This window comes from Proteiniphilum acetatigenes DSM 18083 (assembly GCF_000380985.1).
Taxonomy (GTDB): domain Bacteria; phylum Bacteroidota; class Bacteroidia; order Bacteroidales; family Dysgonomonadaceae; genus Proteiniphilum; species Proteiniphilum acetatigenes.
Window position 1 is genome coordinate 1 of the sequence record NZ_KB905715.1, and the last position, 26,211, is coordinate 26,211.

The window sequence follows — 26,211 nt, forward strand, 5'->3', positions numbered from 1 at the left end:
GCCATGGCCGCGAAAGTGTAGGAGAAAATGTTGTATGGTTCCACCAATGGTTTTCCTTCCCGGGTAAGCGAAAAATACCAGTTGAAGCTACTGTCATGCCCGTATTTCTTCAGGAACTCAGCACCCTGTATGGCGCAATCGAGCCATTCCTGCCGTTTATCTACCTTATTATACAGCATCGAGAACATCCAGACCTGACGGCCCTGAAGCCAGATGAATTTATCGGTGTCGAACACGTTCCCCTGCCGGTCGAGGCAAGTGAAGTATCCGCCGAATTCCTTGTCCTGAGAGTGTGACAGCCAAAAAGGGATCACATTTTCAAATAATTCCGTTTTATATTGCGAAGCTAATATGTTAAAATTGTTCATTTCTACCATCTTATCTCATAATTTAATTCTGTTTCCCTTATTAATAAGATAATTGTTTTTAAATATATCTGCAAATTAAGATTAATAAATTTATATATACAAATATATAAGTAAAATAATTTATTATATATAGATCAGTTAACGAAGTTTAACTGGTTGACAGGGTTAGATTATTTAGAATTTAAGTTAAAATGGGGCTAATATAAAATTACAGAAGGATATGGAATCTTAATTTACTTTAGTTTTGAATGAGATTGGCAGAAGTGTCTATTTCGGATAGTCTCCCGTTTGAAGGGAAGTAGAAAGATATTTCATTTTAGGATGAAAAATATTAAGGAGTTAATAATGAGAGTTTTTGATTTCCTGTATTTTGGATTGAACGCATTAATAATATTGATTTAAAAATTGTGTAGCTTCTTGCAGGGAATCCGTTTTTCCTACATCCATCAATTGTAGGTTATCCGGGATATAACAGATTAGTCCTTCTTTATTGCATATTGACAGGTAAAATTCGATAATGGAGAAACGGTCCGGAAAGCCGGCCATATATTGAAAAATGGCTGGGTGAAGAATTTGGATCCCGGCAAAAGCTAATTTTTTATAGTGTCGGGGATCAAAATCGGGGAAAGGTGATTTCAGTTCAGCTGTTTTCTCATTGATCCATCCTTTCAGGTGATCATTTTTGTCAAACAGGAGATAACGTGATGTTTGGCGTTCGCTACAGACGAGTGTGGCGAGAGGAGAATGACCGGATTGTCGCTTCGGAACCGGGAAATTACTTTGCATATGTGCTGCGTATAATTTCCGTAAGTCGATATTGGACAGGATGTCGACGTTATACACAAGGAACGGTTTATTGTCGTTGAAGAACGGGGAAGCCTTTTTAATCCCTCCTCCCGTATCGAGCAGTTTTTCCCGTTCATCGGAAATTTCGATATGAATACCAAAATGGCGGTTTGCCTCTACAAAGTCGATAATCTGTTCTGCGAAATGATGTACGTTAATGATGATCTCATTGAACCCTGCGGCTTTCAGTTTTTCAATAGTATGCTGCAACAACGGTTTTCCTCCGACCGTCACCAATGCTTTAGGCATCGTGTCGGTAAGAGGTTTTAGTCTTGTGCCGAGCCCTGCGGCAAATATCATCGCCTTCATCTAAAAACCTGCTCCAGATTCTGTTCCCGGTGTACCAGTGAGACTTTAATGCCAAATTTTTTCGAGATATGTTCTGCCGTTTTCTGGGCGGCGTAGACCGAACGGTGTTGCCCGCCGGTACACCCGAACGAGATCATCAGGTCGGTGAAACCACGGTCTTTGTATCGCTTCACATGCCTGTCCACCAAAGGATAGATGCTGTCAAGGAATTCCAGCATTTCTCCATCCTCCTCAAGAAATTGGATTACCGGTTCATCCAGACCGGTTACATTATTATACCGTTCATATTTTCCCGGGTTATTGATGGCACGGCAATCGAACACATATCCGCCTCCGTTGCCGGAAGTGTCGTTGGGGATCCCTTTTTTATAGGCAAAACTGTAAATGCGTACTTCCAGTTCACGCTTGCGGGAATCGGCAAATTGTTTCAGTTCTGTCATCTCCTTTAATAAGCCACTGAGATAAGGATATTCCTCAAAACCCTCTTTCAGTAGATCCCGGAGATTATTAAGTGCGAACGGTACGCTTTGGATAAAATGTGGTTTTTTTTCAAAATATCCCCTGAAACCGTAAGCCCCGAGAACCTGTAATGTACGGAAAAGGACGAATTGACGGAGTTGTTTCAGAAAACCAGACTCATCTACATGTTGGTATTTTTTTAATGATTCTATATATGTGTGAATAAGTTCATTCCGTAACTCTTCGGGAAAGTTGGCTTTCGCTTGCCAGAGGAATGACGCTACATCATAATAGACAGGACCTTTCCTGCCGCCCTGAAAATCGATAAAATAAGGATTTCCGTCTACCAGCATTACATTACGTGACTGGAAATCGCGGTACATGAAAGTCTCCGATTGGTCCTGCAGCAGGTTTTCTGCCAGTTTTTCAAAATCATTCTCCAGCAGATCTTCCTGAAAATCCATACCGGTAGTTTTCAGGAAATTATACTTGAAATAATTCAAATCCCAATATACAGAACGGTGGTTGAATTCCGGTAGAGGATAGCAGACATTGAAATCCAGTTCCTCTGCACCTTTCACCTGAAAATCGGCAAGCATCGCAATGGTTTTGTGTAAGAGTGCTTTTTCTTCATGGCTGAAAACGCCCGTGAGTCTGCCTCCTTTGATGGTATCGAACAGAATCTCATCTCCCAGATCCCGTTGGATATAGAACATTTCATCCTCCGAAACGGCAAATATCTCCGGAGTGTTCAGTTGCTGCTGATGAAAATGGCGGGACAATGCTATAAATGCACGGTTCTCCTCGCGCGATTCCCCATGCACGCCGATAAGTGATAAATCATCTTTTTTGAGCCGGAAGTATCGTCGGTTCGACCCCGAAGTGGGTAGAGCTTCCAGTGTGGGATTAGGCTTGCCGGTATATGAAGTGAAGAGGGATATAAGTTGTTGCATAATTCATTATTCCTTGTTTATTCCAATACATCCCATTCTTCCAGTTCCGCAAGCCAGATGTTTACTGATGCGTCGCTTGGCATGCGCCAGTCGCCTCGGGGAGAGAGGTTTACGGATCCTACTTTAGGTCCGTCCGGCATGCAGGAGCGTTTGAACTGTTGGGCAAAGAACCGCCTATAGAACAGTTTCAGCCATTTCACTATTTCCTTGATGGAATATTCTCCGGCAAACGCCTGTTCAGCCATAAAGCGTATGCGTGATGGTGCGTCGCCATAGCGGAGCATACGATGCAGGAAAAAATCGTGCAGTTCGTAAGGACCCACGAAGTGTTCTGTTTCCTGGGCAATCTTTCCATCCTCGCGGGGTGGTAGCAGTTCAGGACTGAAAGGGGTGTCCAATATATCGTGTAATATCCTGCGGGAAGTCTCTTCATTTGTCCGGGCATCGGCGATCCACCTTACGAGAGTTGCGACGAGTGTTTTTGGTACACTTGTGTTCACGCCGTACATCGACATATGGTCGCCGTTATAGGTTGCCCATCCCAGTGCCAGTTCCGACATATTTCCGGTACCTACTACCAGTCCTCCGATCTTGTTGGCATAATCCATCAATATCTGTGTGCGTTCGCGTGCCTGACCGTTCTCATAGGTCACGTCGTAATTGTTGGGATCGTGTTCGATATCCTTGAAATGTTGTGTGACAGCATCCACTATCGAGATTTCTTTAGCGGTTACACCCAGCGATTTCATCAGGGCGACAGCATTATCGTATGTCCTGCCGGTAGTCCCGAAACCGGGCATGGTGATACCGTAGATATTTTCATGCGGGAGAGCCAGCAGGTCGAATGCTTTGACGGTCACTAAAAGTGCCAGCGTAGAGTCTAATCCACCCGAAACGCCGATGGTAACCTTCTTTATGCCGGTATGAAGTAGTCTTTTCGCCAGTCCGTGTATTTGAATATTGAATACCTCTGAGAGACTCTCATTGTTTTCTTCTTTTGGAGGAATAAAAGGATGAGGATTGAATCTGCGATACATTTTGTCCGGAGTCACGAAATCAATATAACAGTCAATCTCGGTTTTATTGTGGGATGTTTTGGAGGGATAATTGCTGTTCTTCAACCGGTCGTAGCGTAATGCTTCGATATCGATATCCGCAATAATCAGTTCGCTATCCGATGAAAATCGTTCCGACTCGGCCAACAAGGATCCGTTTTCAGCGATGAAGCAGGCTCCGGAAAAAACCATATCAGTAGTGGATTCGCCCCAAGCTGCCGAAGCATAGATATATGCTGCGTTACATCGCCCCGATTGTTGCTGTACGAGGGATTTCCGATAGCGATTCTTGCCCACCAGTTCATTGCTCGCCGAGAGGTTAAAGATCAGATCGGCTCCCAGCATAGCCAGTTCGGATGATGGTGGAGCAGGCATCCAGAGGTCTTCGCAAATTTCGATGCCGAAGTTGCCGAAAGAGGTATGAAAGATCAACCCTTTCGAGGAGATCGGTACCTTGCTGCTTTCAATATCTACTGTCAGATCGAATTTGTTGCTTTCTATATTTACCGTGAGATCGGTGAGATCGTTTCCGGATGTGAACCATCTTTTTTCATAATACTCATTATTGTTGGGAATATAGGTTTTGGGGACAAAGCCAAGAATACCCTCACCTGACAATACGGCTGCTACATTGTAGAGACTGTTTTTGATATGCAGGGGAAGCCCTACGATAGTGATAATGGATGGCCTCTCTTCCAAAAAGCGAACCAATTTGTATAACGACTCCAGCGCTTTCTGTTGCAGTGTTTTCTGGAAAAACAGATCGCCGCAGCTATAAGCTGTCAGGCATAATTCAGGGAAGCAGAGTATTTGCACATCTTCCTGCTGTGCCTGCTTTATAACCCGTTTTATTTCTTCGGTGTTGTAATCGCAGTCCGCCACCTTGAGTTTAGGTGACGCTGCTGCCACACGCAGAAATCCATAATCATTGATGTTCATTTGATTATTTTATTTTTTAATTTCGGTGTATGGAACCTTGATGTTTAAAATACTTACTAAACAGTATGACAAATTAAAATAACTGGCTTTAGTGTGTTTTTTATTTTATATGTCGCTGTGTAATAGTTGATTGCTTATCCATTTCATTTCTGATGGAGTTGCAATCTTTATTGCAAAGATAATGAATAGAATCCATTATCGGTAAATTAAATCCATCTTATATTTCCAATGATCGAAATAAAGATTCCATTGGTCGGACTCTACTTCACCCCGTTGAAAATCTACTGTTTCGCTACGGGGATATTCTTTCCCGGGATAGAATTCTCCCGAAAAACCGGAGTTGACGTATAAACGGTAGGAATCGATACCACTCATGAAGAATTCGCGCCCCGGCAGGATAGGAACCGGTTTGCCACGGCCAAACGAAATGTCGACCGGAATCCAACCGGCCCCTTCAAAATAGACTTCCGCCCAGTCGTGCAGGTTCACTTCTCCCGGGTGAGTCATCCATCCGCTTTGCCAACGGGCCGGAATACCTTTATATCTCAACATTGTTATCAATAACAGTGTAACTTGTCCGCAATCGCCTTTGCGGCTTTCGATAACATATTCGGGGATATTCTCGATGGTGGAATATTCCAGTGCGCTTGCCCAGGGAAAGTTGGAGGCAATATAACGGTAAACTGCCTGAAGGATTTCCACTGGTGTTTGTGCATTTTGAGTTACACTGTCGGTCAGGTTCCGGATATTTTCCGAAAACCGGATGTGTGGATACTGTTCAGCGGTATATGTTTGGAATAGTGTGCTATTTCTATCGAAAGGGATTGTCTCTATCTCAGACAGATCGAACCACTCCCCCTGAGAGGTGAATTCGAAATCGACCCAAAAAACTGTCGGTTTGCCTCCAACAGCTTTTTGTTCCATATAGAGGCTGGTATGTGCTGTTTTGTCGTCAGATAAGATATAGTCGGATTGTGAGGTTGCAAGTAGTTTTATATCTGTCTGTCTGCCGACATCCTTTCTCGGAAAGGGTAACCAGGCTTTCAATATTTCTCCGTCGGGAACGGCATCTGCCTTCACTGTCAGGGTGTAGTGTGCTTTCATTGTTTTCTCCGGAAGAAGATATTTTCCTTTCGCATTGCTTTTGATTTTATTTTGGAAAGCATCCACCAATAACACATCGAGAGGTACATCCGTTGTCGGGGGAGTTACTCCGGTAAGTTCCCTTGCCGATACATCCACCCTGAATATATTGGGGGCGGCATTCCGGAAATATCGTTTCTCTCCGTCAATAATCCTGAATTCGAGTATTTTTAATTGTTCCCATCTGTCCAGCAGTGAATCGGAAGGGGTAAATAACCGGTTTTTTTCTATCCAGTCGACAACTTCATCTCTTGTTTTATTGAAATCCAGCCTTACCCTGTGCAAAGAGTCTCGTGTAAAAAGAAGGGTCCATTGTTGCTCTTCACTTAGCTGTCTTTCCGATATAAGCGAATCAATGAGTCCCGTTGCCCTTGTGAAATTACCCGATGCTATTTGTTTGTTGATCTCTCCGGTGGTATCTTGTTGTTTTGGAGATGAACAATCGAGCAGGAATAGCAGAATAAATAAGCTCAAAATAGTTCTCATCGGTTGTGATTTTAAAGTTGAAGTTTTTTATTCAGGGAGAGAATAGGTCTAAATACTGATTGTCTGTGTGAGCCGTAGTATTTCCGGCATTGTTTCAAGCAGTTTTTCCATAGAACTGAAAATTACCGAAGCGCCCGCCTCGGTCAGTACAGAGTCGGGGAGTGGGCCTGTATTCACGGCAATAGTAAAAATACCTGCACCGACGGCCGATTTGATACCCAGCGGTGCATTTTCTATAACAATAGCCTGGTTGGGTTTCAGATCACCGCCTTTCTGCAGCCCCATCAGATAAGGCTCAGGATGCGGTTTGCCCTGTTTCACGTCGAAAGCGGTCACCATGGTTTGGGGCGTGAACACTCCGGGGAAATGTGTGTCGAGCCGATCCAGTAGAGAGGGTTGACCTGATCCTGTGACCAGAACGGGTTTTAGTCCGTTCGCCTGTACATATTCCAGTACCTCAGCAGCTCCGGGAAGGATTTTCCCGCTATTATACTGTTGGAATAGCTCTGTCTTACGGGCATAAATCTTTTTTACTTCCTCATCTGTGGCATTACGGTTCAGGTTCCGTTGAAAAACGGTATCGATGGTCGACTGGCCGATCCGGCCTTCCTGAAGATAAAATTCGTGAGGGAGGTGCCGGAGTCCCATTTCATCCATTGTTTGTTGCCACGACTTATCATGTGCCGGCATGGAATCGTACAGTACGCCGTCCATATCGAAAATAACGGCTTTAAGATCGAAATGTGTGAACGAATGTGTATGAAGATAATCTGAGAGTATTTGTTCCATTTTAAACGTTTGCTGCGATTATAATTCGCTTAATCGTTCAAATGTACAAAAAAAACGGATATGGTGCAATTTATTTGTTTTCTGCCAGCCGTTTTACTTCTTCTAATCCGTTGGTAAATCCTTCATCCATATCATGTTCATATTCATCCTCCACATCAACGGATACGGTCAACGTGGTAATGCCGTCCGATTCGCTTAGCAGGTATTTTTCAAAAGACCCTCCCTCTCCGTAGGTTTTGCCTTCAATTCCGTTCAACATCTCGCCCAAGTGGTTGAAAATTACTTCATACGGTGCTTCCAGTTTCGTGATGGTCGCGAACATTCCGTTACGATCCGGATCCAGAAACAGTGTCTTTCCTCCGATTTTCCAGTCAGACTCATAGTGAGATCCCGGCATAAAATGTTTTGTCCATTCCCGGTATGTATCGTCATTCCACAGTGTTTCCCATACTTTTTCAACCGGGGCATTTATTTTCTTTTCAAATGAGATTGTTTTCATACGATAATTGTTTGACTGTTAATAACTTTGTTATTTCTTTATGGCTTCGCTTTAAACGAACCAACGGAAAATACTCTGTTGGTTTAACAGCCACTAAATAAAAAAAGTTGCCGACAGGCAACTTTTCTTACCATATGACAAGGAAAATGAAATTATAACCTTGCCTTGATCGCTTTGGTTGCTTCCTCATACCCCGGTTTTTCCAGGAGGGCGAACATATTCTTTTTGTATGCTTCCACTCCCGGCTGGTTGAATGGGTTGATCCCAAGCAGATAACCGCTGATGCCGCACGCTTTTTCGAAGAAATAGATCAACTGTCCGATATATTTTTCGTTCAATCTGGGTATTTCTATTGTCAGGTTGGGAACGCCGCCGTCCACATGCGCGATACGCGTACCCAGTTCTGCCATCTTGTTTACTTCGTCAACCCGTTTTCCTTCCAGATAGTTCAATCCGTCGAGGTCTCTCCCGTCACGCGGGATAAGTACTTTTTCGTTCGCCTCTCCAATCGTTACTACTGTTTCGAAGATGGTACGTTCGCCTTCCTGTATCCACTGCCCCATAGAATGGAGATCGGTAGTGAAGTCGACTGCTGCCGGGAAGATACCCACGCCCTCTTTCCCTTCACTTTCGCCGTAAAGTTGCTTCCACCATTCGGCCAGGTAATGGAGTTTGGGGTGATAGTTCACCAGTATCTCAATCTTTTTGCCCCGTTTGTACAACTCATTGCGGATTACTGCGTAGATAGCGGGTAGATTATAATCAAAAGAGGTGGAAGGTGCGGTTGCTTTTTCTATTTCTACAGCTCCGGCTACCAGTTTACGAATATCTATTCCTGCTACGGCAATGGGAAGCAGTCCTACCGGTGTGAGAACGGAATAACGCCCCCCTACGTTGTCGGGGATGACGAATGTTTTGTATCCCTCCGTGTCGGCCAAAGTACGAAGCGCCCCTTTTGATGCGTCGGTAATGGCTACAATCCGTTTCCTGGCCTCTTCTTTGCCTACTTTATCTTCCAGTTGATCTTTCAGCAACCGGAAGGCGATAGCAGGTTCGGTGGTCGTACCCGATTTGGAGATATTGATGATACCAAACTGTTTGTCGTCGAGATAACACTTCAGTTCACACAGGTAATCTTCGCTGATATTGTTTCCGGCATAAAGGATCACCGGATTTTTGCGATCTTTCTTTTCCTGCAGCCAATCGAATGACGAGGAGAGGGCGTCAATCACTGCACGGGCACCGAGGTAACTTCCGCCGATTCCCACTACTACCACTGCTTCACAGTGCGTACGGAGTACTGTGGCTGCGTCTTCAATTTCCCTCAATATCTGGTCGGTAATAGAGGAGGGGAGTGTTACCCATCCCAGGAAATCGTTGCCTTCGCGTGAGCCGTCATGAAGCGCCTGATTGCAGGCGGTTGCTTGTGCCGACTGTTTCAGAATATCTTCTTCCGAGAGGAAACCGGAGAGATCTTTAATCTGTAATTGAATCGTATCCATATATTGATTTATTGATTTGATGATTTAACGATTTGTTGATTGACTGTCTATGAGATTGATGTCTTCCACTCTTCCACCTTTAAAAGAAATCGATCAATTTTTTGATCCCGTTTTGCGGTGAGAGTTTCTCGTAAAGGATTTGGTAAATTGTCTGGACAATAGGCATGTCGATATTGAAACGGCTGTTCAGTTCATAAATACATTTTGCCCCGTAGTATCCTTCTGCAATCATCTCCATTTCCAATTGGGCCGATTTCACTGAGTAGCCTTTTCCTATCATTGCTCCGAGCGTTCTGTTCCTGCTGAACTGAGAGTAACCGGTCACAAGCATGTCTCCCAGATAGTGCTGTTCGGTGATATTGCGCTCAATAGGAACTACGCCATTCAGGAAGCGAGACATCTCCTTGGCGCAATTGCTCATCAGTACCGCCTGGAAATTATCCCCATACAACAATCCCTGGCAGATACCCGCTGCGATAGCATAGATATTCTTCAGTACGGCAGCCAGTTCGATACCTACAACATCATCTGAAACGGCGGCCTTGAGTATTCTCGAAGTGATGGCTTCCGAAAGCAGTTTTGCCTTTGTCTGATCCTTACTTGCTGCAGTCAGGAACGAGAGCCGTTCCAGTGCTACCTCTTCGGCATGGCAGGGGCCGGAAAGCACACCTGTATTTTCAATAGGGATCTTAAAATTACTGGCAAGAAACTCACTCATCACCATATTGTCGTTCGGTATGATTCCTTTCAGTGCCGATACCATAAATTTCCCCCGGAAAGTATTATTCCAGATACGTCGGAAATATTGTTTTACATAGGGAGAAGGAATCGCGATGATAATGGTGTCTGAATCCTTGATTGCCTTTTCCAGGTTCGAATAGAAGGTGATCTGGGCCAGGTTGAATTTCACATTGGGCAGATAGCTGGGGTTGTGGCCGAGTTTATAAAAACCCTCTATCTGATCATCCCGCCGGATGAACCAGTTCATATGCTTCTGGTTCATCAGTACGATTTTCGCCAGCGCCGTTCCCCATGTTCCGCCGCCCAGAATACAAATTTTGCCGATAGAATCCATTATATGTTTTTTTACAATCAGGCTTTAAAGTTCCGAGGCATTAGCTACCCATGTTTTTACCTCATCAGGGGTGGGATTGACCAGATTCAGTTTGAATTTTTTATTCAATCCACATATCTCCTGGTGGAGTTTGTTGGGATTCAGTTCTTTGAGACTTTTTACCCGGACATATCCCGCCTGCTGAAGCGGATCGACCCACTCCTGCGGTATACCGATGTCGGTATAATGTGATACGGCATCTTTTTTAACTGTTTTTTCCGGACGCATCATCGGGAAAAGCAGCACTTCCTGTATAGAGGTTTGTCCCGTAAGCAACATGGCAAGCCTGTCCATCCCGATACCCATCCCTGATGTGGGGGGCATGCCGTATTCTAAGGCGCGCAGGAAATCCTGATCAATGAACATTGCCTCATCGTCTCCTTTCTCGGAGAGGCGGAGTTGTTCCTCGAACCGTTCACGCTGATCGATCGGATCGTTCAGTTCTGTATAAGCATTTGCCAGCTCTTTCCCGTTGACCATCAGTTCAAACCGTTCGGTCAGTTCAGGATTTTCACGATGGCGTTTACAGAGTGGTGACATCTCGATGGGATAGTCGATGATAAAGGTAGGCTGTATATATTTTCCTTCGGCTTTTTCACCAAAGATCTCGTCGATGAGCTTGCCTTTACCCATGGTCTCGTCCTGTTCCACACCCAGCTGTTTGCATACATCACGCAGTTGAGCCTCGTCCATTCCACTGATATCGATGCCGGTGTGTTCCTTGATGGCGTCGATCATGGTAACCCGTCGGTAGGGCGCTTTGAAATCGATCTCCGTATCACCCACTTTCGCTTTTGTCGTCCCGAGTACTTTCATCGCAACGTGCTCCAGCATCTGTTCGGTGAATTCCATCATCCACTTATAATCTTTATAGGAGACGTATATTTCCATTACCGTGAATTCCGGATTGTGCGTACGATCCATCCCCTCGTTGCGGAAGTTACGTGAGAACTCATAAACACCCTCAAGTCCGCCCACGATCAACCGTTTCAAATAGAGTTCATTGGCGATCCGGAGATAGAGTTCGATATCGAGTGCATTCATGTGGGTGATGAACGGTCTCGCTGCAGCTCCACCGGGAATATTTTGCAGTACGGGAGTATCTACTTCCAGATAACCATAGCTGTTAAAGAATTCACGCATAGCATCGAAGATGCGGGTACGCTTTACGAAAATATCTTTTATACCGTCATTCACTAACAGGTCTACATACCGCCTGCGGTATCGTAATTCGGGATCGGAGAATTTATCGTACGCCACGCCGTCTTTCATTTTCACGACAGGCAGCGGCTTCAATGATTTTGACAATAAAGTGAGTTTTTCCGCATGTACGGATATCTCACCTGTTTTGGTACGGAAAACGAAACCCTCTACACCTACGAAATCACCTATATCAGTCAATCGTTTGAAAACGGTATTATAGAACTCTTTATCTTCACCGGGACAAATATCGTCGCGGGTAATATAGACCTGAATACGACCTTTGGAGTCCATCAATTCAATAAAGGATGCTTTCCCCATGATACGGCGGCTCATAATGCGGCCGGCAATACTTACTGTACGCCGCTCGGCGTCGTCGCTGAATTCATCTTTTATCTCTGTGGAATAAGCATTTACATTATACAGGGCGGCGGGATAAGGTTCTACTCCCAGCGCTCTTAACTCTTCCAGGCTTTGCCTGCGTATGACTTCCTGTTCACTCAGTTCTGAATTATACATAAATAGGATTTTTTCTCGGCCGTTTTCATTTCAGATAAATTTACTCCTCTCACACATAGCGAAATAGATCGTCTGTGAATGTGTGCGGACAGACAACGGCTCTTCGGCTGCAAAAGTACAAAATAATTCATAAATAAACATATATCTATGCTATAACATTGTCAAACTGGTTTGTTTTCATATAACCAGAATAAATTACGGAAAAAATTCTTTAATTGCGGATTATTTATTACATTTGTAGAATGTAATTTGTGCATTGTGATTATTTATCCTGAGAAATGCAGGGTAAAAGTATTTGTCGAAGAGACATTTTGTTAATTTCTTGAGCCATGTGAAGATGAATGTTGATCGAGTAAATGAAATAGTAAATGGGAAGGTGCTTTTTGTATCGGATCCCTTTCTCCTGTACACAAGTGCTTTTGCATCGGATCTGATGAGCGATGTACTGCGCTATTATATGGAAAACACGCTCCTGATAACAGGACTGTGCACTCTGCAGGCAGTCCGTACTGCAGAGATCTCCAATATTTCCTGCATTATTTTCGCTCGTGGAAAACGGGTGTCAAACGATATGCTCCAACTGGCCAAAGAGTACAATATAGCAATCATTGAGTCCGGATTGACCATGTTCGAAATTTCCGGCAGGCTTTATCAAAACGGATTAAAGCCGATTGTAGATTAATCCCGACAAGTAGGGACGTGTAGTGCCAATGTAACTAATGTGGCAATCCCGACAAGTAGGGACGTGTAGTGCCAATGTAACTAATGTGGCAATCCCGACAAATCGGAACAGGTAGTGCAGATTTGATGATTAATATGGAAAGACTGGGGAGAGTATGATTGAGAGATGATTTGGTGATTTGAATGAAGATAGAGTACCATATAGAAGGGGGAAATTTCAGTGCTGCAGGCAGTGCGAGTTCAGAAATAAAGAAAATATTGAAACAATTCAATATTTCGCCGTTTCTGTTGCGCAGGATAGCAGTCGCTCTTTATGAGTCGGAGATGAATGTGGTTGCTCATGCTTACCGGGGTATCATGAGAGTGGAGATCCAACCCTCTGGTATTCGTGTGGTGGTAGAGGACGAAGGTCCCGGTATTGAGGATATTGAAAAAGCTATGGAAGAAGGCTTCTCCACGGCCACGGAAGAAGTTCGTCAGATGGGATTTGGTGCGGGAATGGGACTGCCCAACATCAAAAAAAACAGTGATGAAATGCGGCTCGTCTCTAGTCCCGGCGAGGGTACACGATTGGCATTCAGCGTAAATTTTTGATACAGGTTTGTTGCGTATGAATTTAGTTTTAAGATTATAATGTCTTATGTCTTGATTCTTGGCTCTTGCATCTAAATATAATCATATGAAAGACAGGAACTACACACATTCCATACAGATTGATCCGGACAGATGTATCGGGTGCTCGCATTGTATGCGTATATGTTCCACACGGGCTATTCGCATCGTGGATGGGTATGCACAGATACAACCCGAAAGGTGTGTCGATTGCGGCGAATGTTTCCGGGCCTGTCCGCAGCGGGCGATCTATGCTAAAGATGACGGCCTTGATAGCCTTCCTGTGGAAAACTACAAGATAGCCCTCGTACCTTCGGTTTTTATCGGTCAGTATTCTTCAGAATATTCTGCGACTCAGGTGCTGAATGCCGTGAAACAGATCGGCTTCGACGAGGTATTTGAAGTAGAGCAGGCCGTCGATTTCATGAAGGAAGCTTATCTGTTCATGGCGGAGGAAAATCCTTCACGTCCGATGATCAGTTCCTATTGTCCTGCGGTGGTGAGGCTTATCCAGGTTCAATATCCTTCACTTACCGGACAGATCATGCGGTTGAAAGCTCCCCACGATATTGCTGCGATTTATCTCCGGATATCGAAAGAGAAAGAGGGGATCGATCCCGATAAGTTATCCATTTATTATATTACTCCCTGTGCTGCGAAAATTGTAGCTGCCCGTGTGCCGGTGGGAGAGGCGAATTCGCCCATAGACAGCACTGTCAATATGACGATGATCTACAATAAGACATCCAGAATATTATATGACTTTAAAAAACCGGGATTACACAAGACATTCGCTAATATGAGTCCCGATTCGGTCAACTGGTCGTTATCGGGAACCGAAAAGAAATATTTTCCCGGAAGAGGCCTTGCTATTGACGGAATGGATAATGTAATCGAATTTCTGGAGAAACTCGAATCGGGCCAGATCTCTGACATCGATTTTCTGGAGATGCGTGCGTGCGATCAGGGCTGTGCCGGCGGTATCCTCTGCCCCGGGAACAGGTTTCTGACGGTAGAACGGTTAGGAGAAAGACAGAAAAGATTGCAAAAACTAAAAGATGCGGATAACGGAAAAGTGATGAATTCTCTGATGGATTGCAGGGAAGTGCTTCAGGCAATGTCTGGTATCGACCCAGTCTATCCGCGTGATGGTTTGTTGCTGGATGAGGATATGGAAAAAGCCCTTATTAAACTCCAACGGATAGAGAGGCTGATGACCTATTTCCCCGGTTTCGACTGCGGTGCATGTGGCGCACCGGGTTGCAGGAGCCTTGCAGAGGATATTGTAAAAGATAAGGCGAGTATCTCGCACTGTGTGTTTGTGCAGCGTGTGATGGAGAAGAATTATAAACTGAGTCCCGACCAGGCCTTTGTAGTCATAGAGAAAATATGGGGGAAGGGCAGGCTTGATAAATATGTGGATAAAGTGTAAAGGTGTAAAAGTGGGAAGGAGGGAATAAGAAATAGGAAGTTTTTCATTTTTAGTTTTTCACTTTTAATTTTTAATTTAATTATATGAAGATCAGTCTGAATAACCTGAAAGAAAAATTGAACTACGAGTGCCTGTCGGGTGAAGCATGGCTCGACAGGGTTGTGGACGGCGCTTATGTCTCCGATTTGCTAAGTGACGTGATGGGTAAGGCAGAGCCCGGTATGATCTGGATCACTTCGCAGGTGCATAAGAATATCGTGGCGGTGGCTTCGCTAAAGGAATTGAGCGCTATCATAGTGGTCAATGAGCGGAAAGTGGATCCGGAAGTGCTCGAGCAGGCTGAATTGGAAGAAGTGGCCATCCTGGCATCTGGGAAACCTGCTTTTGAAACTGCAGGAGAACTGTACCAAATAATTCGGTTGTGATTCAGTAGTTGTTCGATTGTGGCTTGATAATTATTTGATAATAACACGAACGAAGCGAATCGAAAATCCCGCAAGGCGGGAAACAGCAGCCGTGGCTGAACAATGAGAGCGAAGCGGATGAATAACGCGAAGCGAATAACGTGCGCAACACGAATTACATGCGCAAAACGAATAAATGATGAATGCCGATTTACATATACATACCTGTCTTTCTCCCTGTGGAGATCTGGATATGAGCCCGCGTAATATTATCCGTATTGCAAAGGAGAAAGGGTTGCAGATAATCGGCATTACCGATCATAACAGCACAAGGAATGTACGGGTATGTATGGAATTGGGTGAAAAGGCAGGGCTATATGTTATTCCCGGATGTGAGGTGAATACACGGGAAGAGGTGCATACACTCTGTTATTTTCCCCACCTGCAGGCGGTGGAAGCGTTTCAGTCTTATCTGGATGAACGGATGACAAATATGAAAAATGATCCCGTTCGCTTTGGATATCAGGTCGCAGTGGATGAAAACGACCGGATCGTCTATGACGAAGAGCGTTCGTTGTTTATGAGCATAGAGGATGAAGTAGAGGGTGTGGCGGAACAGGTACACCGGTTGGGTGGTATTTTTGTGCCTGCACATATTGACCGGCCGAAGAACAGCCTGATCAGTCAACTCGGCTTCATTCCTTTTGACCTGGAATATGAAGCGTTAGAGATTTCAAAGGCAACAACCCCAGGCGCATTTCTCAGGAGTCATCCTGAACTGGTGGGGAAGCGTTTCCTGCAAGGTTCAGATGCCCATTATCCGGAGGATATTGCCCATGCCTATACACGGTTTGAAATGAAGAAACCGACCTGGGAAGGTTTCATAGATGCATTGTGTCATTCCCGATTCGAAACATATAGTATCGAAGCCGGTCGTTATGCCGGAACAGGGTGGAGCGTGTGCGGGGAAGATACATAACCGGAGGAAAGTGCATGATTAAAACGGAAGATTGGATATGATTGATCTGGCTATGCATATAATGGATATCGTACAAAATTCCCTGCGTGCCGGTGCGGGGAGGATCGGGATCGACCTGATAGTGAATAGTCGCGATCACACGTTGCTGCTCCGCATAAAAGATGATGGTGCTGGTATGGATACGGAGATGGTGAAGAAACTGGACGATCCTTTCTTTACCACCCGTACCACCCGAAAAGTCGGTTTAGGAGTTCCCTTTTTGAAAATGACCTGTGAACAGACAGGTGGAAGACTGAAAGTATTTTCAGAAGAAGGTAGAGGCAGTGTAATGGAAGCGATCTACCGTACCGATCATCCCGACTGTCTGCCGTTGGGTGATATGGGAGGATATCTTGCTCTCTTATTAAGAACAAATACCCATATCTGTTTCCGGTTTACCTTCCGGATTGATGATGCAGAATTTATACTGGATTCCGATGAGTTGAAGAAACAGGGAATTGAATTACAACATCCCCAGATGCTGGGTGCAGTAAGGGAATATATCCGGGAGAGTCTGAAGCAGATTTACGGAAAACGGCCGACATACGGATTTTTATGTATGTAATTGAGTGGAAAAGTGGAAAGAGAGTATAAACAATTAACTTTAAATAATATGACAGAAATCAGAACGCTCGCCGACCTGAAAAGAAGGCAGGAAGAGGTGATGTCCCGTATGAGGTTAAGGGACAGAGCCGAGGATCCGGACTCGCTGGTGCAGGTAAAAGTAGCTATGGCCACCTGTGGTATTGCTTCGGGCGCCAAAGAGGTGATGGAGTTTTTTGTGGAGGAGCTCGACAAAAGAAAAATCGATGCGGTTGTCACGCAGACAGGATGTATGGGCTACTGTTTTGCAGAGCCTACAGTAGAAGTTACCCTGCCGGGCAGGGAGGCGATGGTCTTCGGTTATGTGGACACACGAAAAGCGGATGAGATTATCGAACGCTATATAAAAGAAGGGGAATTGGTGGATGGCATCATCCCGCAAAATTACAATACCATCTAAAACAGAGCTTATGAGTCGTTATAAAATGCATTTACTTGTTTGTGGAGGTACCGGTTGCCACTCTTCCGAAAGTAATCTGGTGTATGAAATGCTGCGCGACGAAGTGGAAAGAAAGGGGCTGGAGAGAGATGTACAGGTTATTCGCACCGGATGTTTCGGTTTTTGTGAAAAGGGACCTATCCTTAAGATCCTGCCCGATAATACTTTTTACACGCAGGTAAAACCAGTCGATGCCAAAGAGATCATCGACGAACATATTATCAAGGGGCGACGGGTATACCGATTGCTTTATACCGATCCTGAAACGGAAGAGCATGTCCCTGATTCTAAGCATATGGGGTTTTACAAGAAACAGTTACGCATAGCGCTTCGCAACTGTGGCTCCATCGATCCGGAGAATATTGATGAATCTATCGCACGCGATGCTTATCAGGCATTGGGGAAGGTGCTTACCGAATATACTCCTGGGGAGACTATCGACCTGATCAAACGGTCGGGATTACGTGGCCGCGGTGGCGCCGGTTTCCCTACCGGATTAAAATGGGAGATCGCAGCCCGGAATGAGGCTGATCAAAAGTATATGGTCTGCAATGCCGATGAGGGAGATCCCGGAGCCTTTATGGATCGTTCCATCCTGGAGGGCGACCCGCACTCTATCCTCGAAGCGATGGCTATCTGCGGTTATTGTATAGGCGCTACCAAAGGATTGATCTATATCCGTGCAGAATATCCGCTGGCCATCAAACGATTGAAAATTGCCATTGCGCAGGCAAGAGAGTATGGTCTGCTGGGAGAGCATATTTTCGGTACTGGTTTTAGTTTCGATGTTCAATTGAGGTATGGCGCCGGCGCGTTTGTCTGTGGTGAAGAAACGGCACTTATTCATTCTATGGAAGGGAAGCGGGGCGAACCGTCCAACAAACCACCCTTCCCTGCACAAAGCGGTTACCTGGGGAATCCGACCAATGTGAACAATGTGGAGACGCTGGCCAATATACCGGTAATTATACTGAAAGGGGCAGAATGGTTTTCTTCTATCGGTACGGAACGATCGAAAGGTACAAAGGTGTTTGCCCTTGCGGGTAAGATCAATAATGTGGGTTTGATAGAGGTTCCCATGGGTATTACGCTCAGGGAAATCATCTATGAGATTGGAGGAGGTATTAAGAACGGGAAAAAATTCAAGGCAGTACAGACCGGTGGTCCGTCGGGAGGCTGTCTTACCGAAAAGCATCTCAATACGCCTATCGACTACGAAAGCCTGACTGCAGCCGGCTCCATGATGGGATCGGGCGGTATGATCGTATTGGATGAAGATGATTGTATGGTGTCGGTAGCAAAATTCTACCTTGGTTTCATTGTAGAGGAGTCCTGCGGAAAGTGTGCCCCCTGCCGTATCGGCAACAAGCGGTTGTATGAAACTCTCGGGCGGATTACCGAAGGAAAAGGAATGCAGGAAGATATCGAGAAACTCAGAAACTTGGGTAGCGTCGTCAAAGATACTTCGTTATGCGGGCTGGGACAGACATCCCCCAATCCGGTACTCTCCACTCTCGATAATTTTATGGATGAGTACCTGGAACATGTACACGATAAGAAATGCCGTTCGGGTCAATGTCGTGACTTACTCTATTATGTGATATCGGAGGAAGACTGTATCGGATGTATGGCTTGTAAGAGGGTGTGCCCCACACATGCCATCAGCGGTGAAAAGAAAGAGGTACATGTTATCAATCAGGAGATCTGTATCAAATGCGGCGCCTGCATGGAGAAATGCCAGTTTGATGCTATCAGCCTGATGAATGATTATCCGAGAGTGAATTATCAATTGACAATGGATAATTGATAATGGACAATGTATTAGCTGTCTACTATTAATTTTCAACTGTCAATTATCAACTGTCAATTAATTAAAATTATGATTGAACTAACAATAGATAGTAAAAAGGTGCAGGTAGAAGAGGGTACTACCATCCTGAAAGCGGCCCGAAAAGCGGGTGTTGAAATACCCACATTATGTCACTTTGAACTGTGCGATATGGGTATCGAAAATAAACCGGGCGGATGCCGCATTTGTGTGGTGGAGGTGGAAGGACGCCGTAATCTGGCGCCTTCATGTATGACGGAAGCACAAAACGGAATGGTGATCCATACCCATAATATAAGAGTGTTGAATGCGAGGACGACAGTGCTTAAACTGATCATCTCCGACCATCCGTTCGATTGCCTGGTCTGCGCTAAATCGGGACAATGCGAATTGCAAAGTCTCGCCATACAGTTCGGTATCAGAAGCCAGCCATATGAAGGCGAGCAATCCCGGTACCGGAAAGATACTTCTCCTTCCATCATCCGCGATGTGGACAAATGTATCATGTGCCGCAGGTGCGAGATGATGTGCAATGAAGTGCAGACTGTAGGCGCTCTTGCGGCTGTAAACCGCGGATTTATGTCGGTAGTGGCGCCTGCTTTCGAGATGAACCTCGAAGACTCACCCTGTACCTATTGCGGACAGTGTGTGTCGGTTTGTCCGACCGGTGCACTGACCGAGGTGGATCATACCAACGATATCATCCGTGCTTTGAGTGATCCCACTAAAACAGTAGTGGTACAAACAGCTCCTGCCGTACGCGCTGCTTTGGGAGAGGAATTCGACCTGCCACCCGGTACGCTGGTCACCGGCAAAATGGTCTCTGCCCTTCGTGAACTGGGATTCGATTATATATTTGACACCGATTTCAGTGCCGACCTGACCATCATGGAGGAGGGGACAGAGTTGCTGCAACGTCTTCAGCGGTATCTGGCAGGAGATACGGAAGTGCGGCTGCCGATCCTCACCTCATGCTGTCCGGGATGGGTGAACTTCTTTGAACATAATTTCCCCGATCTGCTGGATGTACCCTCTACAGCAAAATCGCCGCAACAGATGTTCGGTGCCATCGCCAAGTCTTATTTTGCCGAAAAGATAGGAGTGAGCCGGAAAGATATGATCGTGGTCTCCATTATGCCTTGTCTGGCAAAGAAATATGAGTGCCAGCGCGATGAGTTCAAGGCAGACGGTAACCCCGACGTAGATTATTCCATCTCTACCCGTGAACTGGCTGCGTTTATCAAGCAGGCCAATATAGATTTCCTTAATCTTCCTGATGGGGATTTTGACGACCCGCTGGGAGAATCATCCGGTGCAGGTGTGATCTTCGGTAATACCGGAGGGGTGATTGAGGCGGCTTGCCGCACGGCATACGAGCTCTATACCGGCAAGACATTAGAAAAAGTCGATTTTTATGCGCTGCGGGGCATGGAAGGTATCCGTTCCGCGACAGTCGATTTTGACGGGTTGCCACTTAATATAGGTATAGCGCATGGTCTGGGGAATGCCCGTAAGCTGCTGAATGATGTAAGGGCCGGTAAGTCGCAGTACCATGCGATTGAAATCATGGCCTGCCCGGGAGGATGTATCGGTGGCGGGGGACAGCCTTATCATCATGGTAACAGCGAGATACTGAGTAGACGGATTGCAGCAATCTATACTGAAGATGAGCGTAAAGTGATTCGTAAATCACATGAAAACCCATCCATCATCAGGCTTTACGAAGAGTATCTGGGTAAGCCTGGCAGCCATAAAGCGCACCAACTGCTCCATACCGAGTATTTTCCGAAGAGTAACGAGGTTACTATCCATTTACATGGTTAAAGAAAGTGGAAAGGTGGGATGAGAATTGAAAATGGACAATTGACAATTGACAATGGAAAGTTGACAAGATTCCAAATCTTGAATCTTGAATTTTGAATCTTGAATTTTAAATCTGAAATAGTTATGAATCAGAAAATAAATATAGCGCCTGCGGTGTTTGAGTATATGGAGAAGGTGACTGGCTCCGACGGTGTAGAGGTGAGAGTGAATCTTCCGAAGGAGAAGATCGGGAAGATCAATGAGATTTGCGATGCTTTCAACAATGATTCCGGAGAATTGATTAATGTATTGCACGAAATACAACATACGTTCGGTTATATACCTGCAGAAGTGCAGGATGTGGTGGCTCACAATCTGCACCTGCCTGTTGCACAGGTGTATGGTGTGGTTACTTTCTACACTTTTTTCTCGATGATCCCCAAAGGAGAGCATCCTGTCTCTGTCTGTACCGGAACAGCCTGTTATGTCCGTGGAGCCGAGAGGGTGCTGGAGGAATTCAGGAAAGAACTGGAAGTGGAGGTCGGAGAAACCACCTCTGACGGAAAATTCTCTATCAATTGTCTGCGTTGCGTAGGTGCTTGCGGCCTGGCGCCGGTAGTGTTAGTCGGTGAGAAAGTGTACGGCCGGGTGTCGCCCGATGGTGTGAAGGCGATCATTGCCGAGTATAAAAAGTAACAGACTCTTTTTGATCCGGAGTTTGGTGAAATATTTCAATTATCCGGAAACAGTGGCAGGTTGACCGGTTTTTTTTCAAGCATCTTAGTCGCCCTTCTGAAAATCCCATGCATATATGCCAGCACCATTCCGTAATTGGTTACCGGTATACCCCGTTCGATAAACGGATGGAGCCGGTTGAGCAACTGCTTGCGGGTTACCATGCAGCCGCCGCATTGGATGACGAGAGAAAAATTCCGTATATTCGGGGGAAGTTCTGAGAGCCCCGAGACGACCGTGAAATGGAGTTGCTTTCCGGTGAATTGCTGCAGCAGTTTCGGGATTTTTACCCTGCCGATATCGTCACAACTGGTCTGATGTGTACAACTTTCCAGTAAGAGGATGTGGTCGCCGTCTTTGAGTCGGGAGATATATGGCGTCCCTTCCAAAAATGCCGTGAAATTACCTTTCATACGGGCGAAAAGAATACTAAAACTGGTTAGAGGGATCTCTTCAGGGAGTGTTTCAGCCACTATCCCGAACGCCGAACTATCGGTAATTACCAAGGCAGGTTTGATCCCTAATTGTAAAAAATCGGAGATCTCACTCTCCCTTACTACTACTGTCACGCACTGGTTGTCGAGTGCATCACGGATAGTTTGATTTTGTGGCAGGATCATTCGCCCTTCCGGAGCTTCGCTATCGATGGGTGTGACGAGCAGTACCACATCTTTTGGCCGTACCAGGTCGCCGATCAATGAACTTCTTTGAAAAGCTGTTGCCGGAATGATCCGTTTTAATGCGGTGATTAACCTGTCTTTGTCGGCCGGGTTGATAGTGCTGAAATCTATGATATCTGCGTTGGAGTGCTGTTTAATGGCAGTGACAGTGATAGCGGCGATTTTGTCGATATCGTTTTTGTTATGCGCGAAAAGATAAGGGACCTCATTCTTTTTAAATTGTTCTATCAGTTGTACCTCATAATCGCCGAACTGATTGCCGGCAATCAAGAGGATGGCACAATCGACTTTCCGGATCACTTCCTGTGATTTCCGGATTTTTTTATTTCCGATCTCTCCCAGATCATCTATTCCGGCAGTATCGATCAGTATGGCCGGCCCGATATCGAAGATCTCCACCGATTTTTTTACTGGATCGGTCGTCGTTCCCGGGAAGTTAGACACAATGGAGATATCTTGTCCGGTGAGCATGTTGATCAACGAACTTTTGCCCGTATTTCTACGGCCGAATATACCGATATGTAAACTATTAATGTTCAATTTGTTTCACATTATTACAAAATAACAACTGAATAACTACCGATACAAATCCCTTTCTCCCTGCTTGATCCTGCTGATTTTATCCCTCATCTCATTCTGCATTTTTTCATTCAGTTCGTCCATATTTTTCTCTATCACTTTCCATCCTTTCTGCGCGGTTGCTTCGGGTGCATAGTCTTCCAGATATTCTGCCAGTGTAAGTATCGCATTGGGTGTGCAGAACCGTTTGATAAAGCCCGGGACGGAAAACTCCATGAAGTGTTCACCGGTTCTGCCTAGTCGATAGCAGGCAGTACAGAACGAAGGGAGCATCCCCTGTTGCAGCAATTCTTCGATGATCTCATTGAGTGAACGGTCATCGTTGATATGGAATTGGCTCCTGTTCAGGTCGAGATTCTTCTGTTGGGAAACATAACTGCCCAGTTCTATTTTCGTTCCGCCGTCGATTTGTGATACGCCATATTGTATGAGTTCGTTCCGCAGCGCTGCCGGTTCGCGGGCAGTAAGGATCATGCCGGTATAAGGCACAGCCAGACGCAGGATTGCTACCAGACGGGTGAATTCTTCATCGGAAGCGAAATAACGTTTCCCTATCCTGAGCATTGAAGCATCTTTAATTCTGGGAAAAGAGATGGTATGCGGCCCTACATTATAGCATGCCTCCAAATGATTGGTATGGCGTACCAGCCCCATTACTTCGAAGCGCCAGTCATAAAGACCAATCAATGCGCCGATACCTACATCATCCAGGCCGGCTTCCTGTGCCCGGTCGAGTGAAGTGAGCCGGTAGTCATAGTCGGCTTTTTTTCCCCATAGATGATAATTTTTATATACTTCCCGGTGATAGGTCTCCTGAAATACCTGATAAGTGCCAATGCCCGCCTCTTTCACCACACGGAATCCTTCTATATCCAGTGGTGCTGCATTGATATTCACCCGCCGGATTTCACCGCGCCCCTTTTTTACACTATAAGCTGTTTTTACCGTCTCCGCGATGAATCCCGGATTGTATTCGGTATGCTCCCCAAAGACCAGTATCAACCTTTTCTGTCCACTCTCTTCCAGGGCTTCGATCTCTTTTATCAATTCACCCATGGAAAGCGTTTTCCTCACCTGTTCTCTGTTTGATACCCTGAAACCACAATAAATGCATTCATTAGCACATTTATTGCCTATGTAGAGAGGCGCAAACAGTACGATGCGGTTGCCGTATATCTTTGTCTTGAGCGCTTTTGCTCCTTCTTTGATAAGTCTTATTGATTCTTCATCGTTCGCATTGATAAGGGTCGCTGTATCCTTCAGGTTCAGGCGATTCTTTGCCAGCGACTTATCGATGATCCGTCGCACTTTTTCGGGTGAGGAAGGGGTATTATTCAGATAATCCCATATCTCAGCCGTGTCGATAAACGGCTGCATAGGGATATCCGGCAAGCGGTATGTTTCAGGGTTAAATTGCATACGATTACTATTTACTCACTTCACCGCAAAGATAACATTATCAGAACGATTTTACTCTATCACCGTGAATAAAATTTCTGACTTAATTAAAAATATATACCTTTGTGATTCGGAACCATTTTGTTCTTAAAATGAGTGTTCCGTGAATAAACTGCTGGAAAAAATATACCTTTCATGTCAAAATTCGATCTCAGAGGCTTGGGAGTGGCCCTAATCACCCCTTTCAAAGAGGATAATTCCATAGATTATGAAGCGCTTTCCCGGTTAGTGCAATTTCATCTGGAGAGCGGTACAGACTATATTGTGGCTTTGGGTACTACGGCTGAAACTCCTACACTTTCAAAAAAGGAGAAGCACGAAGTGGTGCGTTTTATTGTAGAACAGGTGAATGGTAAAATTCCGGTAGTGATGGGAATAGGTGGTAACAATACGGCCGATCTGGTAAGTGACTTGGAAAGTACCGATTTTTCAGGGATAAGTGCCATTCTCTCCGTCACACCTTATTATAATAAGCCTACACAGGAAGGTCTCTATCAACATTACTGTGCTTTGTCGCAGATATGCCCACTGCCTGTCATACTTTATAATGTGCCCGGAAGGACAGGTGTGAATATGACGGCCGAGACTACGTTACGTTTGGCGAGAGACTGTAGCAATATTGTAGCGGTGAAAGAGGCTTCGGGTGATCTCAGTCAGATTAAGGAGATCATAGATAAGGCTCCTGAAGGGTTTCACGTTATTTCAGGGGATGATGCCATTACCACTGATGTGATTGCACTTGGTGGGATAGGAGTGATCTCTGTATTTGCCAATGCTTTTCCCGTTGAAATGGTGTGGTTGGTGAAAAATGCCCTGGAAGGTAATGCTGCTGATGCGCGCCGTAAGATGAATACCGATTTTGGGACATTGTTCCATCTTATGTTTGTAGAAGGCAATCCGGCGGGGGTGAAATGCTTGCTCCATTTAAAAGGCATGATACACAACAAACTTCGTCTTCCGTTGGTTCCCGTGAGCGAAAAAACGTTACAACAGATAAAAAAGGAGCTTGCTAAATTCAGTTGAGGAATAGTTATTAATGTTAAAAGGAAGCTATTGTCAGGGTGATTAGTGTTAAAATGATTTGTCCTGTTTTGGATATTTGGCTTTAAGCTTTATTTTTGTGGAAATTCTTTCCAAAAGGATATTTTTTTGAACATTTTTGTCAATCAATGAACAGAAGACAAGCTTGCTTGGAATGTTTTCGATAAGCGAACACATAGTAAAAACCAGTTTTGACTATGTTGAGCGTAGAATTGAAAATCGAGGAGCAAAGGCGACTCAAATAGTGTGACAAAATTAAATTTTAGGTTATTAAAATGGTCAATATTTATACCCCATATAACTACAATAGGATCAGTATATGTGATATGATGTGTTGCTGTATGCATATGTCCGGTGGATATATTGTATCGGGGTAGGTCACGAGTAAAGACGGTTCTTGTTATAACATAAAATAAATTTATATGATTATCCGCAACCAGTCCTAAACATTTATTAGGATAATTGCAGGAAAATCGGTTGATAATTAACGATATATGTTTTCTCATATCAAAGAGAATCTGTATATTTATAGTCTAAATGTCAATAGATTATGAATCTGATTCAATTTATTCAAGAGTTTCCCGACGAGGCCGCTTGCCGCCAAAAATTCAAGGAGGAGCGCGACAAAATCGGTATTACCTGTAAAAGATGTAACTGCAAGGATCATTACTGGCTTGAAAACAAGTCGAGCTACGAATGCAAGAAGTGCCACTCCCG

General features: G+C 45.0%; 23 protein-coding genes and 1 pseudogene. 12 read left to right on the forward strand and 12 right to left on the reverse strand.

What is annotated here, in order from left to right:
* The 10 genes from F597_RS21300 to lysS form a co-directional block, all read right to left on the reverse strand.
* A partial coding sequence (locus F597_RS21300; RefSeq protein ID WP_185094374.1) for an AGE family epimerase/isomerase occupies window positions 1-368 on the reverse strand: 368 nt, incomplete at its 3' end.
* A gap of 384 nt (window positions 369-752) precedes the next feature.
* A complete protein-coding gene (locus F597_RS0119220; RefSeq protein ID WP_019541380.1) occupies window positions 753-1,523 on the reverse strand; it encodes a nucleotidyltransferase family protein in 771 nt (256 codons plus the stop codon).
* Entirely contained in the window at window positions 1,520-2,935 is a 1,416-nt protein-coding gene (locus tag F597_RS0119225; protein ID WP_019541381.1) for a RapZ C-terminal domain-containing protein, read from the reverse strand. Before F597_RS0119225 ends, F597_RS0119220 begins: the two co-directional genes overlap by 4 nt.
* A gap of 17 nt (window positions 2,936-2,952) precedes the next feature.
* Window positions 2,953-4,929 (reverse strand): NAD(+) synthase, encoded by a 1,977-nt coding sequence (locus F597_RS0119230; protein ID WP_019541382.1) that lies wholly within the window; start codon window positions 4,927-4,929, stop codon window positions 2,953-2,955.
* 195 nt (window positions 4,930-5,124) lie between these two features.
* On the reverse strand, window positions 5,125-6,558 hold the full coding sequence (locus F597_RS0119235) for a transglutaminase-like domain-containing protein (protein ID WP_019541383.1): 1,434 nt from the start codon (window positions 6,556-6,558) through the stop codon (window positions 5,125-5,127).
* A 48-nt stretch (window positions 6,559-6,606) separates the two neighbouring features.
* On the reverse strand, window positions 6,607-7,347 hold the full coding sequence (locus F597_RS0119240; protein ID WP_019541384.1) for an inorganic diphosphatase: 741 nt from the start codon (window positions 7,345-7,347) through the stop codon (window positions 6,607-6,609).
* A gap of 70 nt (window positions 7,348-7,417) precedes the next feature.
* Window positions 7,418-7,846 (reverse strand): SRPBCC family protein, encoded by a 429-nt coding sequence (locus F597_RS0119245; RefSeq protein WP_019541385.1) that lies wholly within the window; start codon window positions 7,844-7,846, stop codon window positions 7,418-7,420.
* Window positions 7,847-7,998: 152 nt separating this feature from the next.
* Window positions 7,999-9,348, reverse strand: coding sequence for a glucose-6-phosphate isomerase (locus tag F597_RS0119250; RefSeq protein ID WP_019541386.1), 1,350 nt, complete (start codon window positions 9,346-9,348; stop codon window positions 7,999-8,001).
* A 79-nt stretch (window positions 9,349-9,427) separates the two neighbouring features.
* Window positions 9,428-10,423 carry an NAD(P)H-dependent glycerol-3-phosphate dehydrogenase gene (locus F597_RS0119255; protein WP_019541387.1) on the reverse strand — a complete coding sequence of 332 codons (996 nt, stop codon included), beginning with the start codon at window positions 10,421-10,423 and terminating at the stop codon, window positions 9,428-9,430.
* Window positions 10,424-10,447: 24 nt separating this feature from the next.
* A complete protein-coding gene (gene lysS, locus F597_RS0119260; RefSeq protein ID WP_019541388.1) occupies window positions 10,448-12,181 on the reverse strand; it encodes a lysine--tRNA ligase in 1,734 nt (577 codons plus the stop codon).
* A 337-nt stretch (window positions 12,182-12,518) separates the two neighbouring features.
* Between lysS and F597_RS0119265 the strand changes: the two genes are divergently transcribed.
* The 10 genes from F597_RS0119265 to F597_RS0119310 all read left to right on the forward strand — a co-directional run bounded on the left by F597_RS0119265 (window position 12,519) and on the right by F597_RS0119310 (window position 21,697).
* Window positions 12,519-12,863: a hypothetical protein gene (locus F597_RS0119265; protein WP_019541389.1), complete on the forward strand. Its 345-nt coding sequence runs from the start codon at window positions 12,519-12,521 to the stop codon at window positions 12,861-12,863.
* Window positions 12,864-13,045: 182 nt separating this feature from the next.
* Window positions 13,046-13,456 carry an ATP-binding protein gene (locus tag F597_RS0119270; RefSeq protein WP_019541390.1) on the forward strand — a complete coding sequence of 137 codons (411 nt, stop codon included), beginning with the start codon at window positions 13,046-13,048 and terminating at the stop codon, window positions 13,454-13,456.
* Window positions 13,457-13,541: 85 nt separating this feature from the next.
* Window positions 13,542-14,906, forward strand: a complete 1,365-nt coding sequence (locus F597_RS0119275) for a [Fe-Fe] hydrogenase large subunit C-terminal domain-containing protein (RefSeq protein ID WP_019541391.1) — start codon at window positions 13,542-13,544, stop codon at window positions 14,904-14,906.
* Window positions 14,907-14,989: 83 nt separating this feature from the next.
* Window positions 14,990-15,331, forward strand: coding sequence for a DRTGG domain-containing protein (locus F597_RS0119280; RefSeq protein ID WP_019541392.1), 342 nt, complete (start codon window positions 14,990-14,992; stop codon window positions 15,329-15,331).
* A gap of 175 nt (window positions 15,332-15,506) precedes the next feature.
* Window positions 15,507-16,289: a PHP domain-containing protein gene (locus tag F597_RS0119285; protein ID WP_019541393.1), complete on the forward strand. Its 783-nt coding sequence runs from the start codon at window positions 15,507-15,509 to the stop codon at window positions 16,287-16,289.
* Between the two features lie 37 nt (window positions 16,290-16,326).
* The gene (locus F597_RS0119290; RefSeq protein WP_019541394.1) at window positions 16,327-16,893 is read left to right on the forward strand and encodes an ATP-binding protein; all 567 of its coding nucleotides are present in this window, start codon (window positions 16,327-16,329) and stop codon (window positions 16,891-16,893) included.
* Window positions 16,894-16,941: 48 nt separating this feature from the next.
* A complete protein-coding gene (locus tag F597_RS0119295) occupies window positions 16,942-17,331 on the forward strand; it encodes a (2Fe-2S) ferredoxin domain-containing protein (protein ID WP_026327675.1) in 390 nt (129 codons plus the stop codon).
* Window positions 17,332-17,356: 25 nt separating this feature from the next.
* Window positions 17,357-19,177 (forward strand): NADH-ubiquinone oxidoreductase-F iron-sulfur binding region domain-containing protein, encoded by a 1,821-nt coding sequence (locus F597_RS21305; protein ID WP_019541396.1) that lies wholly within the window; start codon window positions 17,357-17,359, stop codon window positions 19,175-19,177.
* Between the two features lie 72 nt (window positions 19,178-19,249).
* Window positions 19,250-21,022, forward strand: coding sequence for an NADH-dependent [FeFe] hydrogenase, group A6 (locus tag F597_RS0119305; RefSeq protein ID WP_019541397.1), 1,773 nt, complete (start codon window positions 19,250-19,252; stop codon window positions 21,020-21,022).
* A 165-nt stretch (window positions 21,023-21,187) separates the two neighbouring features.
* Window positions 21,188-21,697: an NADH-quinone oxidoreductase subunit NuoE family protein gene (locus F597_RS0119310; RefSeq protein ID WP_044060499.1), complete on the forward strand. Its 510-nt coding sequence runs from the start codon at window positions 21,188-21,190 to the stop codon at window positions 21,695-21,697.
* A gap of 35 nt (window positions 21,698-21,732) precedes the next feature.
* Here F597_RS0119310 and hydF read toward each other — a convergent pair whose 3' ends face one another.
* Together hydF and hydG are read right to left on the reverse strand one after the other, a co-directional pair.
* Window positions 21,733-22,956: a [FeFe] hydrogenase H-cluster maturation GTPase HydF gene (hydF, locus tag F597_RS0119315; RefSeq protein ID WP_019541399.1), complete on the reverse strand. Its 1,224-nt coding sequence runs from the start codon at window positions 22,954-22,956 to the stop codon at window positions 21,733-21,735.
* 36 nt (window positions 22,957-22,992) lie between these two features.
* Entirely contained in the window at window positions 22,993-24,414 is a 1,422-nt protein-coding gene (gene hydG / locus F597_RS0119320) for a [FeFe] hydrogenase H-cluster radical SAM maturase HydG (protein ID WP_019541400.1), read from the reverse strand.
* A gap of 174 nt (window positions 24,415-24,588) precedes the next feature.
* On the opposite strand from hydG, the gene dapA reads away from it, so the two are divergent.
* Window positions 24,589-25,476: a 4-hydroxy-tetrahydrodipicolinate synthase gene (gene dapA / locus F597_RS0119325; RefSeq protein ID WP_019541401.1), complete on the forward strand. Its 888-nt coding sequence runs from the start codon at window positions 24,589-24,591 to the stop codon at window positions 25,474-25,476.
* 568 nt (window positions 25,477-26,044) lie between these two features.
* Window positions 26,045-26,211, forward strand: a pseudogene (locus F597_RS22165) (IS1595 family transposase); the annotation flags it as partial.

Excerpts from the sequence above, each read along its gene's own strand:
- F597_RS0119270 (WP_019541390.1), top strand. The coding sequence starts at position 13,046 with ATGAAGATAGAGTACCATATAGAAGGGGGAAATTTCAGTGCTGCAGGC.
- F597_RS0119250 (WP_019541386.1), bottom strand. The coding sequence starts at position 9,348 with ATGGATACGATTCAATTACAGATTAAAGATCTCTCCGGTTTCCTCTCG.
- F597_RS0119290 (WP_019541394.1), top strand. The coding sequence starts at position 16,327 with ATGATTGATCTGGCTATGCATATAATGGATATCGTACAAAATTCCCTG.
- F597_RS0119220 (WP_019541380.1), bottom strand. The coding sequence starts at position 1,523 with ATGAAGGCGATGATATTTGCCGCAGGGCTCGGCACAAGACTAAAACCT.
- F597_RS0119235 (WP_019541383.1), bottom strand. The coding sequence starts at position 6,558 with ATGAGAACTATTTTGAGCTTATTTATTCTGCTATTCCTGCTCGATTGT.
- F597_RS21305 (WP_019541396.1), top strand. The coding sequence starts at position 17,357 with ATGCATTTACTTGTTTGTGGAGGTACCGGTTGCCACTCTTCCGAAAGT.
- F597_RS0119225 (WP_019541381.1), bottom strand. The coding sequence starts at position 2,935 with ATGCAACAACTTATATCCCTCTTCACTTCATATACCGGCAAGCCTAAT.
- F597_RS0119275 (WP_019541391.1), top strand. The coding sequence starts at position 13,542 with ATGAAAGACAGGAACTACACACATTCCATACAGATTGATCCGGACAGA.
- F597_RS0119280 (WP_019541392.1), top strand. The coding sequence starts at position 14,990 with ATGAAGATCAGTCTGAATAACCTGAAAGAAAAATTGAACTACGAGTGC.
- lysS (WP_019541388.1), bottom strand. The coding sequence starts at position 12,181 with ATGTATAATTCAGAACTGAGTGAACAGGAAGTCATACGCAGGCAAAGC.
- F597_RS0119285 (WP_019541393.1), top strand. The coding sequence starts at position 15,507 with ATGATGAATGCCGATTTACATATACATACCTGTCTTTCTCCCTGTGGA.
- F597_RS0119230 (WP_019541382.1), bottom strand. The coding sequence starts at position 4,929 with ATGAACATCAATGATTATGGATTTCTGCGTGTGGCAGCAGCGTCACCT.
- F597_RS0119310 (WP_044060499.1), top strand. The coding sequence starts at position 21,188 with ATGGAGAAGGTGACTGGCTCCGACGGTGTAGAGGTGAGAGTGAATCTT.
- dapA (WP_019541401.1), top strand. The coding sequence starts at position 24,589 with ATGTCAAAATTCGATCTCAGAGGCTTGGGAGTGGCCCTAATCACCCCT.
- F597_RS0119255 (WP_019541387.1), bottom strand. The coding sequence starts at position 10,423 with ATGGATTCTATCGGCAAAATTTGTATTCTGGGCGGCGGAACATGGGGA.
- hydG (WP_019541400.1), bottom strand. The coding sequence starts at position 24,414 with ATGCAATTTAACCCTGAAACATACCGCTTGCCGGATATCCCTATGCAG.
- F597_RS0119295 (WP_026327675.1), top strand. The coding sequence starts at position 16,942 with ATGACAGAAATCAGAACGCTCGCCGACCTGAAAAGAAGGCAGGAAGAG.
- F597_RS0119305 (WP_019541397.1), top strand. The coding sequence starts at position 19,250 with ATGATTGAACTAACAATAGATAGTAAAAAGGTGCAGGTAGAAGAGGGT.
- F597_RS0119245 (WP_019541385.1), bottom strand. The coding sequence starts at position 7,846 with ATGAAAACAATCTCATTTGAAAAGAAAATAAATGCCCCGGTTGAAAAA.
- F597_RS0119265 (WP_019541389.1), top strand. The coding sequence starts at position 12,519 with ATGAATGTTGATCGAGTAAATGAAATAGTAAATGGGAAGGTGCTTTTT.
- F597_RS0119240 (WP_019541384.1), bottom strand. The coding sequence starts at position 7,347 with ATGGAACAAATACTCTCAGATTATCTTCATACACATTCGTTCACACAT.